16 protein-coding genes are annotated in these 15,212 nt (G+C 64.2%); 12 read left to right on the top strand and 4 right to left on the bottom strand.

From position 1 onward, the window contains the following. Positions 1-1,599, bottom strand: a 1,599-nt coding sequence (locus tag Q0C64_RS09840) for an ABC transporter ATP-binding protein/permease (RefSeq protein WP_294123277.1), incomplete at its 3' end; no start/stop codon positions are given. Between the two features lie 354 nt (positions 1,600-1,953). On the opposite strand from Q0C64_RS09840, the gene Q0C64_RS09835 reads away from it, so the two are divergent. The 5 genes from Q0C64_RS09835 (at position 1,954) to Q0C64_RS09815 (ending at position 6,266) form a co-directional block, all read left to right on the top strand. Then, positions 1,954-2,142: a PspC domain-containing protein gene (locus tag Q0C64_RS09835; protein ID WP_294123275.1), complete on the top strand. Its 189-nt coding sequence runs from the start codon at positions 1,954-1,956 to the stop codon at positions 2,140-2,142. 94 nt (positions 2,143-2,236) lie between these two features. Further along, positions 2,237-2,389: a hypothetical protein gene (locus Q0C64_RS09830; protein WP_294123272.1), complete on the top strand. Its 153-nt coding sequence runs from the start codon at positions 2,237-2,239 to the stop codon at positions 2,387-2,389. Positions 2,390-2,444: 55 nt separating this feature from the next. Beyond that, positions 2,445-3,032, top strand: a complete 588-nt coding sequence (locus Q0C64_RS09825; RefSeq protein ID WP_294123269.1) for a lysophospholipid acyltransferase family protein — start codon at positions 2,445-2,447, stop codon at positions 3,030-3,032. 55 nt (positions 3,033-3,087) lie between these two features. Further along, positions 3,088-3,615 (top strand): peroxiredoxin, encoded by a 528-nt coding sequence (locus Q0C64_RS09820; protein ID WP_294123267.1) that lies wholly within the window; start codon positions 3,088-3,090, stop codon positions 3,613-3,615. A gap of 74 nt (positions 3,616-3,689) precedes the next feature. Then, a complete protein-coding gene (locus tag Q0C64_RS09815) occupies positions 3,690-6,266 on the top strand; it encodes a TonB-dependent receptor plug domain-containing protein (RefSeq protein ID WP_294123265.1) in 2,577 nt (858 codons plus the stop codon). On the opposite strand, the gene ppa is transcribed toward Q0C64_RS09815, so the two are convergent. Continuing rightward, positions 6,263-6,805 carry an inorganic diphosphatase gene (gene ppa, locus Q0C64_RS09810; RefSeq protein ID WP_294123263.1) on the bottom strand — a complete coding sequence of 181 codons (543 nt, stop codon included), beginning with the start codon at positions 6,803-6,805 and terminating at the stop codon, positions 6,263-6,265. The two genes, Q0C64_RS09815 and ppa, sit on opposite strands and share 4 nt — an antisense overlap. A 64-nt stretch (positions 6,806-6,869) precedes the next feature. Here ppa and hisS point away from each other — a divergent pair, with 64 nt between their 5' ends. The 6 genes from hisS to Q0C64_RS09780 all read left to right on the top strand — a co-directional run bounded on the left by hisS (position 6,870) and on the right by Q0C64_RS09780 (position 13,786). Beyond that, positions 6,870-8,075 (top strand): histidine--tRNA ligase, encoded by a 1,206-nt coding sequence (gene hisS / locus Q0C64_RS09805; RefSeq protein ID WP_294123260.1) that lies wholly within the window; start codon positions 6,870-6,872, stop codon positions 8,073-8,075. After that, a complete protein-coding gene (prfA, locus tag Q0C64_RS09800; RefSeq protein ID WP_294123257.1) occupies positions 8,072-9,157 on the top strand; it encodes a peptide chain release factor 1 in 1,086 nt (361 codons plus the stop codon). The genes hisS and prfA overlap by 4 nt, the downstream gene beginning before the upstream one ends. Continuing rightward, positions 9,154-9,978: a peptide chain release factor N(5)-glutamine methyltransferase gene (gene prmC / locus Q0C64_RS09795; RefSeq protein WP_294123253.1), complete on the top strand. Its 825-nt coding sequence runs from the start codon at positions 9,154-9,156 to the stop codon at positions 9,976-9,978. Before prfA ends, prmC begins: the two co-directional genes overlap by 4 nt. Positions 9,979-10,238: 260 nt before the next feature. Then, positions 10,239-10,904 (top strand): DUF4167 domain-containing protein, encoded by a 666-nt coding sequence (locus tag Q0C64_RS09790; protein ID WP_294123250.1) that lies wholly within the window; start codon positions 10,239-10,241, stop codon positions 10,902-10,904. Between the two features lie 182 nt (positions 10,905-11,086). Beyond that, positions 11,087-12,121: a substrate-binding domain-containing protein gene (locus Q0C64_RS09785; RefSeq protein ID WP_294123248.1), complete on the top strand. Its 1,035-nt coding sequence runs from the start codon at positions 11,087-11,089 to the stop codon at positions 12,119-12,121. A 90-nt stretch (positions 12,122-12,211) separates the two neighbouring features. Next, positions 12,212-13,786: a porin gene (locus Q0C64_RS09780; protein ID WP_294123246.1), complete on the top strand. Its 1,575-nt coding sequence runs from the start codon at positions 12,212-12,214 to the stop codon at positions 13,784-13,786. 65 nt (positions 13,787-13,851) lie between these two features. On the opposite strand, the gene Q0C64_RS09775 is transcribed toward Q0C64_RS09780, so the two are convergent. Together Q0C64_RS09775 and Q0C64_RS09770 are read right to left on the bottom strand one after the other, a co-directional pair. Further along, positions 13,852-14,229: an acyl-CoA thioesterase gene (locus Q0C64_RS09775; protein ID WP_294123243.1), complete on the bottom strand. Its 378-nt coding sequence runs from the start codon at positions 14,227-14,229 to the stop codon at positions 13,852-13,854. Next, a complete protein-coding gene (locus tag Q0C64_RS09770) occupies positions 14,213-14,506 on the bottom strand; it encodes a hypothetical protein (RefSeq protein WP_294123241.1) in 294 nt (97 codons plus the stop codon). The genes Q0C64_RS09775 and Q0C64_RS09770 overlap by 17 nt, the downstream gene beginning before the upstream one ends. A 76-nt stretch (positions 14,507-14,582) precedes the next feature. Here Q0C64_RS09770 and Q0C64_RS09765 point away from each other — a divergent pair, with 76 nt between their 5' ends. Then, the gene (locus Q0C64_RS09765) at positions 14,583-15,011 is read left to right on the top strand and encodes a CBS domain-containing protein (RefSeq protein ID WP_294123238.1); all 429 of its coding nucleotides are present in this window, start codon (positions 14,583-14,585) and stop codon (positions 15,009-15,011) included. The last annotated feature ends 201 nt before the right edge of the window (positions 15,012-15,212 follow it).

Genomic DNA, 15,212 nt, shown 5'->3' with positions numbered 1-15,212 from the left:
CGACTGGATCGCTTCCTCGGTCCGGCTATCGAGCGCCGATGTCGCCTCGTCGAGGATCAGGATCGGCGGGTCCTTGAGCAGGGTCCGGGCAATCGCCACCCGCTGTTTCTCGCCGCCGGAGAGTTTCAGCCCCCGCTCGCCGACCATCGATTCATAACCATGCGGCAGGGCGGCGATGAACGTGTCGATCGCCGCGCCCTTGGCCGCGCCCTCGATCTCCGCCTCGCCGGCACCTTCGCGGCCGTAGCCGATGTTGTAGCCGATGGTGTCGTTGAACAGCACTGTGTCCTGCGGGACGATGCCGATCGCGCTCCGCAGGCTCGACTGCTGCACGTCGGCAATGTCCTGCCCGTCGATGGTGATGCGGCCCGAGGTCGGGTCGTAGAAACGGTAGAGCAGGCGGGCGAGGGTCGATTTGCCTGCGCCCGACGGCCCGACCACCGCCAGGCTGGTCCCGGCCGGAACGTCGAGCGTCACGCCTTTGAGGATGATCCGCTCGGGCTCATAGCCGAACGCCACGTCCTCGAACCGGACATGGCCGTCACTCGCCGCGAGCACCGGCGCGTCCGGCACGTCGACCACCTCGGCCGGCGTGTCGGTCAGGTCAAACATCGCCTCCATGTCGATCAGCCCCTGGCGGATCGAACGATAGACCCAGCCGAGCAGGTCCAATGGCCGGAACAGCTGCATCAACAGCGAATTGACCAGCACCACGTCGCCGGGCGTGAACTTGCCCTGGCTCCAGCCCCACACGGTGTAGCCCATCGCGCCGGCCATCATCGCATTGGTGATCAGGCTCTGGCCGATGTTGAGCCAGGCGAGGCTGACCTCGTTGCGCACTGCCGCCCGGGTAAAGCTGGCGATGGCCTCGTCATAGCGCCTGGCCTCGCGCTCCTCGGCGCCGAAATATTTGACCGTCTCGTAATTCAGCAGGCTGTCGACCGCCCGGCCGATCGCCCGATTGTCGACATCGTTCATCTCGCGCTGGAGATGCGTGCGCCAGTCGGTCACCTTGCGGGTGAAGGCGATATAGATGGCAACGATGACTAGCGTCGCCGCCACCAGGCCGGCGCCATATTTGACGAAGAAAATCACGCAGATCGCGGTCAGCTCGATCACCGTCGGGGCGATGTTGAACAGCAGGAAATAGAGCATCATGTCGATGCTCTTGGTGCCGCGCTCGACGATCTTGGTGAGGCTGCCGGTGCGCCGCTCGAGATGGAACCGCAGCGAGAGCGAATGGACGTGGCGGAACACCTTCGCCGCCAGCCGCCGCGCCGCATGCTGCCCGACCTTCTCGAAGATTGCGTTGCGCAGATTGTCCGACAGCACGCCGCCGAACCGCGCCACGGAATAGGCGAAGACGAGCATTAGTGCCGCCATCCACGCCTGCTTGTCGCCGCTCATCGCGTCGACCACCGCCTTATAGGCGAAGGGCATGGCCAGCGTGATCGCCTTGCCGGCCAGCACCAGCACCAGCGCGACGACGACCCGGGCTCTTAGCTCGAAGTCGCCTTTGGGCCACAGCATCGGCAGGAAGCGCCACAGCACCGCAAAGCCGCCCTTGGGTTTTTCGATCTGGGGGGCGGTGCTGCTCATCGCCTCGGGAAGTAGGGGCCGGCGGGCGCATCCGCAACTTATGGGGCCAATATTCGCAAGCGGGTTGGGAAAATCTCCCAATGATGCGTGGAAATTCCCGCCAATTTACGATCGACGCAGGACTGCGCTACTGAAAAATAACGATAGTTTTGAATTGGCACGCTCCCTGCAATAGGAATGGCAAGCCCAAGGGTGGGCTGAAAAAGGGAGATTAGAAATGACCAACTCGTTGCTCGATGTCCGCCAGCTCGCAGTCAGCCTTGCCGGCGCGTTCATCACCTCGCTGCTGTTCGTCTCGGCCGCCACCTCGATGCCGATCGCCTGAACCGCAACTTGGACAAGGAAGTGAGTCCCATGAACGGACGCTTCGTCATCAACCCCAGCCGCGCCAAGGTTATGGGCGTGTGCGCCGGCCTTGCCGATTGGCTCAACGTCGATGTTCTCGCCGTTCGCCTCGGCGTCGTGGTCGCAACGCTCATCACCGGCCCGCTGGCGGTCCTGCTTTACATTCTGACCGGCTGGCTGGCGACCGACGAGCGCTAGGCTCGCGCGCCAGCCAACCACCAAACCCTGTCTTTCTGATGCCGCCTGTGGCACCATTGCCCACGGCCCACGTTTCGACTGCAAGGAGTCGGCGATGGAACGGCAAGGCGACGAAGTTCACCTCAACGAGACCGAAGCGACCGGTGGCGTAAAGCAGCAAGGAGTTCGCTACGTCCTCGGCATTTCACTGCTACTTGCCGTAATAGCCATGTCATTGGCATGGATAGTACTTCCCAAATTGCTCTAACTAATCCCGCTTGATTGCTGGACACGCAGCAGCTGGCCCTGCATGTCAATTCGGCATGGGGGAAGCCGACCTCAATTGGCTCGAACGGCTGGTGCGCTGGCTGCTGCTGCAATGGTTTTACCGCAATGGCTGGAGCATCTCCGGCCAGCTTCCGCCCGACCGCAAGTTCGTCATCATGGGCGCGTCCCACACCTCCAACTGGGATTTCCTGGTGTTCTTGGGCGCGGTCCATGCCGTCGGCCGGCAGATCCGCTTCATCGGCAAGCACAGCCTGTTCCGCTGGCCGATGGAAGGCTTCATGCGCGCACTGGGCGGCGTTCCGGTCGACCGCAGCAAGTCGCAGGATTTGGTCAGCCAGGTCGTCGACCAGTTCAATGCGCATGACGATTTCATCCTGGTGATCGCGCCCGAAGGAACCCGCTCCTTCACCACCCAGTGGAAAAGCGGTTTCTACCAGATCGCCTTGAAAGCCGGCGTGCCGATCCTCGCCGCCGGGCCCGACTATCCGACCCGGCGCGGTGTGTTCGGCCCGCTGATCCATCCGACCGGCGATTATGAGGCGGACATGGCGCCGGCCTTCGCCTTCTTCCACACCATCACCCCCAAGCATCCCGAGCGTGCCGGTTTCCCTGAGGGCCGCTAGCCAGCGCCCTCCTGTAGGATTAGCGTGCCGCCCCATTGCTCTAGGAGTCGCCCCGATGCGCGCTTTGCTGCCCTTCGTCTTTGCGTCATTTACCCTGTCATCCCAGCCGCTCGCCGCGGCGCTGCCGGTCGGCGCCCAGGCGCCCGACTTCACCACCACCGGCGCGGTCGGCGGCAAGCCGTTCAGGCTGCATCTCAAGGACCAGCTGAAGCATGGCCCGGTGGTGCTCTATTTCTTCCCCAAGGCGTTCACCCAGGGCTGCACGCTGGAGGCGCACGCCTTCGCCGAGGCCATACCGGAGTTCCGCAAGGCCGGGGCGCGGGTGGTCGGGATGAGCGCCGATGATCTCGACACCCTCAAGAAATTCTCGACCGAGGCATGCCGCAACAAATTCCCCGTCGCCACGGCTTCACCCGACACGATCAAGGCCTATGACGTGGTGCTGAAACAGAAGCCCGAACTGACCGACCGCACCAGCTATGTCATCGACCGCAAGGGCCGCATCGTGATGGTCCATTCCGATCTCGACTGGAAGGACCATGTCGCCAAGACGCTGGCTGCGGTCAAAGCCCTGAAAGGCTAGCGCCGGTCATCGAAGCTTCATCTTGTTGGCGTCAGCAGGGACCCAGTTTCATCTGACTGAGTTGTCCCTGCTTCATGTCGCGTCGCCAAGTTCTCCTCTTCGCCCTGCTTGCCTCCTCCGCTTCTGCGGCTGCTTTGGCGCAGGATGCTCCCGCGCCGCCTGAAACTGCTGCCGCCCCTGCGGCGCAGAGCGACGATGAATATGCCGACGATGGCGTGCAGGAAATTGTCGTCCAGGGGCAGAAACCGCGCGGTTCGGTGGTCGGTGACATCCCGCCCGAGAACACGCTGACCTCGCGCGACATCCGCGCCACCGGCGCAACCAGCATCAGCGAGCTCATCGACTCGATCGCCTCGCAAACCGGCAGTGCCCGCGGCCGTGGCGGCGAACGGCCGATCCTGCTCCTGAACGGCCAGCGCATTTCCGGCTTCCGCGAGCTTCGCGACCTGCCCCCCGAGGCGATCGAGCGGATGGAGATCCTGCCCGAAGAGGTGGCGCTCAAATATGGCTATGCCGCCGACCAGCGGGTGGTGAACATCGTCCTCCGCCGCCGCTTCAACTCGACCAGCACCGAATTGCGTGGGCGTGGCGCGACCGACGGCGGCTATGTTTCCGGCCAGGGCGATGTCACCCGGCTGATCATCGCCGACGGCACGCGGACGTCGTTCAATTTCCACGCCGACGGCAATTCCCCGCTGCTGGAGTCGGAGCGGGACATTGTGCTCCAGCCAACCGCGCCGGACACCGACGCAGTCGACCCGCGACCGTTCCGCACCCTGGTCGCGCCAGGCAGCGACATTCGCCTGTCGGGTACCCATAATCGCACGATCCTTGGCGACGTTTCCGCCACCCTCAACCTTGAGGCGGAGCGCACCGCCAGCAAGTCGCGCTTCGGGGTTCCGACGGGCACGCTCGACGATGGCGGCACCGAGATTGTTCGCGCCTTCCCCGACGACGCCCGGCTGACCCGGACCAGCCACACGGATTCGCTGCGGCTGGGCACCGCGCTCAACACCCAGCGCGGCAAGTGGCGACTGTCTTCGACCGGCAATGCCGAATTCAATCACAGCATCACGCGCACCGACAACGGCGCCGACATGAGCGAACTCCAGGACCGGCTCGACGCCGGCACGCTTGATCCGTTCGGCGATCTCGGTGCGGTCGCCATGCTGCTGCGCGATCGCAGCCGCGCCAATCGCTACAATCTGACGCTAGACGGCACCGCCACCGGCCCGCTGTTTGCGCTTCCCGCCGGTGACGCCACGGCTACCTTCCGTATCGGCGCCGGGGCGACCGGGATCGACAGCCAGGCAACCCGCGACCTGGTCGAATCCGACTCCAACTTGAACCGCGGCACGATCGAGGGATCGGCCAGCATCGACCTGCCGATCACCAAACGCAGCGCCGCTATCGGCCGACTCTCCGCCAACGCCAATGCCGAGGTCACGCATCTCAGCGACTTCGGCACCCTGACCAGCCTTGGCGCCGGCCTGACCTGGGCGCCGGCCCCGCGCGTCAACCTGACCGCCAGCTGGACTCGCGAGGAGGGCGCGCCGTCGCTGCAGCAACTCGGCGACCCGGTGCTTGAAACGCCCAATGTCAGTTTCTTCGATTTCACGACCGGCCGGACGGTGCAGGTGACGACCGTCACGGGTGGCAACCCCGACCTTCGCTCCGACACGCGCAAGCTGTTCAAGCTAGGCGGCAATTGGCAGCCGCTCAAGGAAACCGACCTTCGCCTGCGCGCCGAATATGTTCACCAGACGGATGATCATCCGCAGGCCAGCTTCCCGGCGGCGAGCGAGGCGCTGGAAGCGGCCTTCCCCGGGCGGTTCGAACGTGATGGTGACGGCAATCTCGTTCGGGTTGATCTGACTCCGGTCAATTTCGAACAATCGCGCAAGGACATGTTCCGCTGGGGCTTCGATTTCACCAAGCCGCTCAAGTCGAAACCGCCGTCCCAAGCGGCGATCAATAGCTTCCGCCAGCGCTTTGCCGCCGAGCGCGCGCGGCAGGGCGACACCGCCCCTCCGCCTCCGCCGCCGGATGGCGGTAGTGCTGGGCCTGGCCCGGGCGGTGGCTTTCGTGGCTTCGGCGGCGGGGGCGTGGGCCGGTTCGGCGGCGGTCAGGGCGGCCGGCTGACCCTCTCGCTGACTCATCAGATCAACCTGGTCGACGAGGTCGAAATCGCTCCCGGTATTGCCAGGCTCGACTATCTCCACGGCGAACCGGTCGGCTCGACCGGCGGGCGGGCGAGACATGAAGTCCAGTTCGAAACCGGCTATTACAACAATGGCTATGGCGCGCGTTTCCAGGGCAATTGGCGCAGCGGCACAACGGTCGACAGCACCGCCGGCGACCTCAAATTCTCGCCCTACTTCGACCTGGACCTCAGGCTGTTCGCCAATTTGACCGAGAACTTCGACCTGGTCGCCAAGCACCCCTTCTTCCGCGGCGCCTCGGTCCGCCTGGATATCGAGAACATCCTCGACAACCGGCCAAAGGTCCGCGACGCCGCCGGCAATGTGCCGCTAAGCTACCAGCCCGACCAGCTCGAGCCGGTCGGGCGGACTTTCGGGATCACTTTCCGCAAATTGTTTGTCCCGCGGCGCTTCTTTCAGCAGCAGCGGCAACGGCAACCGTCGAACTAGGCGGGAGTCTCTTCGGCTTTCGCCAGCTCGATCGACTTCAGCACCACCTGGCGGGCGGCCTCGGCATCGCCCCATGTACCGACCCGCACCCACTTCTCCGGCTCCAGATCCTTATAGTGGGTGAAGAAATGCTCGATCTGGTCGACCACGATCGGCGGCAGGTCGGTGTAGTTCTCGACATCCTTGTAATAGGGCGAAATCTTGGTGGTAGGGACCGCCAGGATCTTCTCGTCGCCGCCGGCCTCGTCCTCAAGATAGAGTACGCCGACCGGCCGCGCCGCGATCACCGTGCCCGGCATCAGCGTCCAGCGGGTCATCACCAGCACGTCGAGCGGATCGCCGTCATCGCACAGCGTCTGCGGGATGAAGCCATAGTTGGCCGGATAGCGCATCGGCGTGTGCAGGATGCGATCGACGAAGATCGCGCCGCTCGGCTTGTCGAACTCATATTTGACCGGCTCGCCGCCGATCGGGACTTCGATGAGCACGTTGACGCTGCGCGGGACATCGTCGCCCGAAGGAATAAGATCGATTCTCATGATGCGCGGGCCTCTAGAGCGGTGACGCTTCCCTGCAAACGCAAAAATGCTACAGGCGCGAACAATGAGTTCAACGCCGCAGCCCATCCGGGGCACGCAAAGCCTGCTTGGAGAAGAGGCCGACCGCTTTCATGAAGTGGTCGCCGCCTTCGACCATGTGCGCCGCCTGTTCGGCTTCAAGCGGGTCGAAGTGCCGCTGATCGAACCGACCGCTGTCTTCGCCCGTACCATCGGCGAAACCACCGATGTCGTGTCCAAGGAGATGTATTCGTTCGAGGACCGCTCGGGCGACAGCATCACTTTGCGGCCCGAATTTACCGCCGGCATTTGCCGCGCCTATCTGAGCGAGGGCTGGCAGCAGTTTGCGCCCTTGAAGGTCGCGACCCATGGCGCCGCCTTCCGTTATGAACGGCCGCAAAAGGGCCGCTACCGCCAGTTCCACCAGCTCGATGCCGAGATCATCGGCGCCGCCGAACCACAGGCTGACGTCGAGATTCTTTCTCTCGGTTCGATGCTCCTGAGCGAGTTGGGTATCGGCGGGGTGACGCTCAAGCTCAATTCCCTGGGCGACGCCGAGAGTCGCGGCGCCTGGCGAGCCGCCCTGGTCGGGCATTTTGCCGCGCATCGCGGCGAGCTCAGCGAAGATAGTCAGGAACGCCTCGACAAGAATCCGCTGCGCATCCTCGACAGCAAGGACCCGCGCGACCGCCCGTTCGTCGACACCGCCCCGGCGATGAAGCTGACCGCCGAGGCCGAGGAATTCTTCGGCAAGGTTCGCGACGGGCTGGATGCGGCCGGCGTCGGCTATGAGCTCGACCCGCATCTCGTGCGTGGCCTCGACTATTATCGCCACACCGCGTTCGAGTTTGTCACTGACCGGCTGGGAGCGCAGGGCACGGTGATTGCCGGCGGCCGCTATGACGGATTGATCGAATCGCTGGGCGGCCCGCATACGCCGGCGATCGGCTGGGCGGCCGGCATCGAGCGGCTGGCAATGCTGATCGACGCCCCTGCGCCCGAGCTGATCGATGCCGCGATCGTGGTCGAGGACGATGCCGCACTTGGCGCCGGAATGGCCGCCGCGGCGAAACTGCGCGCGGCCGGGCTTTCTGCCGAGCTGATCGCCACCGGCAGTCCGCGCAAACGCTTCGACCGCGCGGTCAAGAAGGGCGCGCGAGAGATCGTCGTGCTGGGCTTTGCCGACGGCGCCGTGACGCGCCGGATCAAGTCGAATGACGTGCCACGGGCCGAGGCGCTGCTGGCATCATGAAGACCATCTCACTCGACCGGATCGTCTCGATCGAGGCGAAGAAGCATGAACTGGCCGAAGCCATGGCCGCACCCAACCTCGCGCCGGAGGACTTTGTCCGCCTCAGCAAGGAATATGCCCAGATCGAGCCGGTCGCCGCCGCGGCACGCGAAGTCCGCCGCCTTCGCGCCGAGCTGGATGTCCTGAATGGCCTTGCCCATGACGCCACGGCGGAGCCCGAGCTCAAGGAGCTGGCGGTTCATGAGGCTGAGGAAATCCGCGTGAAGCTGCCCGAGGCCGAGCGCGCCCTGGCGGTGCGCTTGCTGCCGCGCGATGCAGCCGACGATCGTGCGGCGATGCTCGAGGTCCGCGCCGGCACCGGCGGCGATGAGGCGGCGCTGTTCGCCGGCGATCTCCTCCGCATGTATCAGCGCTTCGCCGAGGAACAGGGCTGGCGGTTCGAGCTGATCAGCGCTTCGGGCGCCGATGTCGGCGGCTACAAGGAAGCCGTCGCGTCGATCAGCGGCGCCGGCGTCTTCGCCAAGCTGAAATTCGAAAGCGGCGTGCACCGCGTCCAGCGCGTGCCGGTGACCGAGAGCGGCGGTCGGATTCACACTTCGGCGGCCACGGTCGCGGTGCTGCCCGAGGCCGAGGACGTCGATGTCCAGATCGACGACAAGGATCTCCGCATCGACGTCTACCGCTCGTCCGGTCCGGGCGGCCAGTCGGTCAACACCACCGACAGCGCGGTCCGCATCACCCATCTGCCGACCGGGCTGGTCGTCATCCAGCAGGACGAGAAGTCGCAGCACAAGAACAAGGCCAAGGCCTTGAAGGTGCTGCGCACCCGTCTGTTCGAGATGGAACGCGAACGGCTCGCGTCGGAGCGTGCCGGCGCGCGCAAGTCGATGGTCGGCTCGGGCGATCGCTCCGAGCGCATCCGCACCTACAATTTCCCGCAGGGCCGGGTGACCGATCACCGCATCAACCTCACCCTGCACAAGCTCGACGCGATCCTCGAAGGCCCCGGTCTCCGTGAGCTGGTCGATGCGCTAGTTTCCGAGGATGAAGCGGAGCGGCTGTCGAGCCTGGAAGAAGCGTGACCGCGATTCTGCGGGCGCTGAGTCGCGCCACCAATCAATTGTCGTCGATCAGCGATACGCCAAGGCTGGATGCCGAGGTGCTGATGGCGGCCGCACTTGGGATTGGGCGCGACCGCCTGATCCTTACCAATCCCAATGGCCAGGCGCCCGACCTATACTATCATTTTGTCGAGCGCAGGCTGAAGGGTGAGCCGGTTGCCTATATCACCGGCCGCCGCGCGTTCTGGACGATCGATTTGGCAGTCGGTCCGGGCGTCCTGATCCCGCGGGCCGACAGCGAGACTTTGTTGTCGGCCGCGGTCGAATTTTTTGCCGGCACGCCGGGACCAGGCCGGATCCTGGATCTTGGCACCGGACCCGGCACGCTATTGCTGGCCGCCCTGGACGAATGGCCCAGGGCGACTGGCCTTGGTGTCGATGTGTCCCAGGTCGCGCTCTATTATGCGGAGCGCAACGCCGAGAGGCTGGGCATGACGGAACGCGCCATCTTCCGTGCAGGCCATTGGGCCAACGGCATTGAAGAACGATTCGACCTGGTTCTGATCAACCCGCCCTATGTCGCCGAAGGCGCAGAAACCGGGCCTGGCGTTGCCGAGTTTGAACCGGCAGAGGCGCTCTTTGCCGGTTCGGACGGCCTCGACGATTATCGGCGCCTCGCCCCGGAAGTTGGCCGGTTGCTCGCGCCGGGGGGCTTTGCTGCAATTGAGATTGGATTTGACCAGGCGCAAGCCGCCTCGGCCCTGTTCCGGGAGGCGGGCCTGACGCCGTCCATCGCGTATGACCTTGGTGAGAACGAACGCGCACTGCTGATCCGCGGTTAGTCGAAATCGCTTGGAATTTCCGGACTTGGTCATTACATCAGGGTCCAGGGACGGGGCCGTTCCCCTAGAAAATGATGCGCCCCCGCCACCTACCTCCGACGACATCGCCGCGCTTTCGCAGATGCGACTGACGGCAAAGGGAGGGTCGACTTGCGCAATGGCGCGGGCCGGTCCGCCGCGACGGAGACCACACTTCCGTTGAAGGGAAGAATGAGCGACGATCGGTTGAGACCGGCGCCAGTGCGACAGGGAAACAGAATTTGATCAACAATCGTCAGGGCGGCCGTCGTCGTGGCCGCGGCGGACAACGTCCGCAGGGAATGCCAGGCAATGCCGGCGGCAATCGCCAGGATAACCGGCAGCGCGGCAATGCCGCCCAGCTTCTGGAGAAGTACAAGAGCCTGGCGCGCGATGCGCAGCTGGCCGGTGACCGCGTCCAGACCGAATATTACCTCCAGTACGCCGACCATTATTTCCGCGTGCTCGAGGACAATCGCTCGCGCTTCGAGGAGCAGCAGTCGCAGCGCCGCCCGCGCCGCGACGACGAGGACGACGGCATCGACGGCGACGAGGAAATGGTCGCCGAGGGCGAGTCGGCTGACGATGAGGGCGAAGAGATTCGCCAGCGTCCGCGCCGGGACCGCGAGCGTGGCCGCGACCGCTTCGAGCGCCCAGATCGCGGCGATCGTTTCGACCGCGGGGACCGCGAAGCCCGTGCCAATGGTGCGCGCCGGGACGATCGTGATGAACGCGAAGACCGCGACGAAGACGAGAGCCAGGAGCGGATCTCGCTCGGCGTTTTGCCGCCGTCGATTGGCGCGACCGAAGTCGAGGCCGGTGAGGAAGAGGCTCCCAAGCCGCGCCGCCGTGCCGCTCGCAAGCCGCGCTCCGACGAGGATGGCGACGAGATTGCGCCGGCCGCTTAAGCGGACACATTGAACGATCAATCGGGGCGGCGTGAGCATTCTCGCCGCCCCTTTTTGTTGCCCAAAGGCCTCGGCCGTTACCGTCACGAAACGGTAATATTAAAGTCACGATTGCGTCTCGGCCCCGGCTTAGTCCGCTCCCTGTCGGCGAACGGAGGTGTTCGCCCAAAGGGACTTGTCACATGACCTCGAAGACTTTGATTTATGCCGCTACCGCGGTAGCCGCACTCTCACTTCCGGCAATGGCCGATGCGCGTGGCATGCGTGCGGTCGGCAGCTCGACGGTTTATCCGTTTGCGAAGGCTGTGGCCGAGCGAGTCGCTCGTGCCAACCCGCGGCTGGGTACGCCGATCATCGAATCGACCGGTACGGGCGCCGGGATGAAGCTGTTCTGCGCCGGCGTCGGCGAGCGCTTCCCCGATATCGAAAATGCCTCGCGCCGGATGAAGGCCTCGGAAGCCAAGCTGTGCGCTGCCAATGGCGTCAAGGAAGTCACTGAAATTCAAGTTGGCATCGACGGCATCGCATTCGCGACGGCCAAGAGCAGCCCGCTGTCAGGTGTCACCACCAAGGATGTTTACATGGCGCTGGCCCGTACGCCCTTTGGCAAGCCCAACCGGGCCAAGACATGGAAAGATGTCAATGCCCGCCTGCCTGCTATCCCGATCCGCGTATATGGTCCGCCGCCGACCAGCGGCACGCGTGACGCGCTGGGCGAGCTCATCATGACCGCCGGCTGCGACACCAACCCGGGGATGGCAGCGGTCAAGAAGGCCGATGAGACTAAATATAAGCAGATCTGCACCGCGATGCGCGAAGACGGCGCATTCATCGAGGCGGGCGAGAACGACAATCTGATCGTTCAAAAGATCGAGGCGAACCCTGGGACGATTGGCATCTTCGGCTATTCGTACCTCGAGGAAAATCTGAGCCAGGTGAAGGGTCTCACAATTAATGGCATCCAGCCTACCTACGAGAATATCAGCGCATTCAAGTATCCGGGCGCGCGTCCGCTCTATGTGTACGTGAAAAACGCGCACGTTGCGGCGATCCCGGCGGTTCGCGCCTTTGTCGCGGAATTCACCAAGGAGAGCGCATTTGGCCCCGGCGGCTATTTGCGGCAGGCGGGCCTGATCGCCGCGCCAAATGGAGTTCGAGCCCGGGCACAGCAGGCCGCGCGCAACCTGACCCCAGTCAAGTTCGCCGAGCTCAAGTAGGAATCGTTCGTCATGCAATTCATGCGCGCCGCCTTCGGGCGGCGCGAATCAGCCTCACCAGGCAGGTGAGGCGGGGGGAAAGGAATAACAATGAAGCGTAGTAATTTCATTCGCGCGCTGCTCGCCGGTAGCGCCCTTGTCATGAGCAGCGCGGCTTTCGCGCAGGACCCGGCTCCGGCCGAGCAACCGGCCGAGGCTCAGCCTGACACGTCGGATGCAACCGCCGACGCCGCCATTCAGCAGGCGCAGGACCTCGACGACGCACAGGCCAAGCTGGAATTGCTCCAGGCCCAGGTCGAAGCGCTGCAGGAATCGATTGCGCAGATCCAGGCCGGCCAGGCCAAATCGACTCCGACCTGGAAGGGCGCACCGGAGCTGGCCGACAAGGATTCCGGCTTCACCTTCAAGCCCAAGGGCTTCATGCAGTGGGATGCCGGCTGGGTCGGCTTCCCCGAAGGCGACCAGCGTCGCGGCACGGTTGGCGGTATCAACTTCGCCAACCTCGGCTTCAACTCGCGCGCCCGCCGTCTGGTGATCGGTGCGGAAGGCTCCCTGCCCGGCGGCTTCGGCTACAAGTTCGAACTGAACTTCGCCCAGGCAACCGTCGGCTATGAGGACATCATCCTCACTTACGACATGAAGTCGGCGCCGATCCAGATCGCGGTGGGTAACTTCTACCCCTATTCGAGCCTGGAAACGATGACCAGCTCGCGCCTCGGCAGCTTCCTCGAACGCGCCTCCTTTACCGACGCGTTCAACTATAACCGCCGCCTCGGCATCGGCTTGCAACTGTCCGACAAGAAAGCCGACAGCTATTTGGTCCAGGCCGGCATCTTCTCGACTCCGATCGACGATATTTCGGTCAGCGGATCGAGCCTCGCCAACAGCTTCACCCGCACCGGCTGGCAGGCGTCGCTTCGCGCTTTGTGGACGCCGACGCTGGGCTCGACCCGCATCCACGCCGGTCTGAACTTCCAGCACCGCACGGCCAATCTCGAAGGCCAGCAGACCCAATATCGCACGCGTCCGCTGACCCAGATCACCGATCAGCGGTTCATCGATACCGGCAACATCGCCTCGAAGGGCGACGATACGCTCGGCGTCGAATTGGCGGCGATCCACAAGAGCCTGCATGTCGTCGCCGAAGGCCAGAAGGTGTGGGTCCGCCATGCCTACACGCCGGGCGAGATCGCGATCCTCAACTCGGATCCGAACGACAACAACAACAGCAGCGGCACCGGCTACAACGGCAACCCGTCGTTCATGGGCGGCTATGTCGAACTCGGCTATTACCTGACCGGCGAAACCCGTGGCTACAAGGGCGGCAAATGGGATCGCACCAAGGTCAAAAAGCCGTTCCAGGACGGCGGCTGGGGCGCCATCCAGGTCAACGGCCGCGTTGATTATGTCGACCTGACCGACGATGTCGACAGCAGCTCGGCTTCGCTGGCCGCGCCGACCTACGTCAATGGCGGCAAGCAGCTCGGTTACCAGCTGAGCGTGATCTGGAACCCGATGGATTATGTCCGCTTCATGGCCCAGTACGGCCACGTCAACGTCACGGGCGGCCCGCGCAATGCGTTGGGTCAGGATCTCAGCGAGCCGGTCAACAAGCGCGAGTTCAGCTTCGACACCTTCGCGGTCCGCGCCCAGCTCGAGTTCTAAGCCTTCCCCTTCTGGGAACAGTGCGTACGGAACGGCCCTCGTCTTCGGACGAGGGCCTTTCTCGTTCAGGCCGGGTCGACCGGACGCGGGCAGTGCTGCTTGTCCAGCGCGACGAAGGTGAACAATGCTTCAGTGACCTTGATGTCGGTTACCCCGCGATCCCTCGTCGCGATGACCTCGATCCGGATCGCCATCGACGTCCGGCCGACCCGTTCGACCTCGGCGAACACGCTGATCACGTCGCGCAGATGAATCGGGGCGATGAATTCCATCCGCTCGATCGCGATGGTCGCCACCGATCCGCCCGCCCGCCGCGACGCGACGATGCCGGCGGCGATGTCCATCTGCGACAAGACCCAGCCGCCGAAGATATGGCCATTGGCGTTGATGTCGCCGGGTCCGGGAACGACCCGCAACACCGGGTTCTTATGGTCGATTGTCATGCTTTTCCTTCTGGCGGTGATCGGCGGCGTTCTCGTCTTGCCCCATCCGGCTGCTCAGGAACACCAGGCTCATCAGGGCAATGCCTAGCATCACGCTGAGGCCGACCCCCAGCGCCGTCGCGATCAGCATATGAATATGGACGGTCTGATCACCGCGGGCGACCAGCACCACCGCCAGCGCGGCGATTGCCAGCGAGAGCAGCGCGCCCCACTTCATGATCTTCAGGAACTGGCGCCTCAGCGGTTCCAGCGGCGGGGTCGGGACATGATGCGACATATTCCGCCATTTGGCGGTTGAATCTGCGACTTTCAACGCGCACATGCAGCCAAAGGATAAAGGAAAGGCGGCGCCGATGACCATCGCGGCGATACTTTCAACCAAGGGTAGCGAAATTGCGACGGTTCGCGCCGGCACCCAGGTGCGCGAGGCTGTGAGCTTGCTTGCGGAAAAGCGCATCGGCGCCGTGCCGGTGATCGACCAGGGTGGCATTTGCGGCATCTTCTCCGAGCGCGACCTCGTCCGCTGTGTCGCCGACAATGGTTCGGGCGTGCTCGACTGGCCGATCGAGCGGGTGATGACCTCGCCGGTCGAAACGGTCGATCCCCGTACCCCGATCCTTGCCGCGCTGGGGACCATGACCAAGCGCCGGATCCGCCATTTGCCCGTCGTTGAATCGGGCGAGATTCGGGGAATCGTCTCGATCGGCGACCTGGTGAAGCATAGAATCGAGCGGATCGAAGCCGAGGCCGACGCCTTGAGAACCTACATCCAGCAGGCGTAGCGACACCGGAAAGCGCGGATTTCCAACGCTTTACAGTCCTGTGACAGGCTCGTTCCCGATTTTTTGAAAAAGTCGGTTGACCCTCCGGCGGGTCCTCCATATATGCCCCCTCACAGCAGCGGCGGCGGCCTTCACGGACCGCCACCGTGTTCGTGTCTCTCTTTGTCGGCTACCGACACCCGGAACTAAACGACCGGGGGC

This window comes from Sphingomonas sp. (assembly GCF_023266535.1).
GTDB lineage: Bacteria > Pseudomonadota > Alphaproteobacteria > Sphingomonadales > Sphingomonadaceae > Sphingomicrobium.
This window is presented reverse-complemented; position numbering and strand designations above follow the sequence as displayed.

Excerpts from the sequence above, each read along its gene's own strand:
- Q0C64_RS09770 (WP_294123241.1), bottom strand. The coding sequence starts at position 14,506 with ATGTCGCATCATGTCCCGACCCCGCCGCTGGAACCGCTGAGGCGCCAG.
- Q0C64_RS09780 (WP_294123246.1), top strand. The coding sequence starts at position 12,212 with ATGAAGCGTAGTAATTTCATTCGCGCGCTGCTCGCCGGTAGCGCCCTT.
- prfA (WP_294123257.1), top strand. The coding sequence starts at position 8,072 with ATGAAGACCATCTCACTCGACCGGATCGTCTCGATCGAGGCGAAGAAG.
- Q0C64_RS09785 (WP_294123248.1), top strand. The coding sequence starts at position 11,087 with ATGACCTCGAAGACTTTGATTTATGCCGCTACCGCGGTAGCCGCACTC.
- Q0C64_RS09830 (WP_294123272.1), top strand. The coding sequence starts at position 2,237 with ATGGAACGGCAAGGCGACGAAGTTCACCTCAACGAGACCGAAGCGACC.
- Q0C64_RS09820 (WP_294123267.1), top strand. The coding sequence starts at position 3,088 with ATGCGCGCTTTGCTGCCCTTCGTCTTTGCGTCATTTACCCTGTCATCC.
- Q0C64_RS09775 (WP_294123243.1), bottom strand. The coding sequence starts at position 14,229 with ATGACAATCGACCATAAGAACCCGGTGTTGCGGGTCGTTCCCGGACCC.
- ppa (WP_294123263.1), bottom strand. The coding sequence starts at position 6,805 with ATGAGAATCGATCTTATTCCTTCGGGCGACGATGTCCCGCGCAGCGTC.
- Q0C64_RS09835 (WP_294123275.1), top strand. The coding sequence starts at position 1,954 with ATGAACGGACGCTTCGTCATCAACCCCAGCCGCGCCAAGGTTATGGGC.
- Q0C64_RS09825 (WP_294123269.1), top strand. The coding sequence starts at position 2,445 with ATGGGGGAAGCCGACCTCAATTGGCTCGAACGGCTGGTGCGCTGGCTG.
- hisS (WP_294123260.1), top strand. The coding sequence starts at position 6,870 with ATGAGTTCAACGCCGCAGCCCATCCGGGGCACGCAAAGCCTGCTTGGA.
- Q0C64_RS09765 (WP_294123238.1), top strand. The coding sequence starts at position 14,583 with ATGACCATCGCGGCGATACTTTCAACCAAGGGTAGCGAAATTGCGACG.
- Q0C64_RS09815 (WP_294123265.1), top strand. The coding sequence starts at position 3,690 with ATGTCGCGTCGCCAAGTTCTCCTCTTCGCCCTGCTTGCCTCCTCCGCT.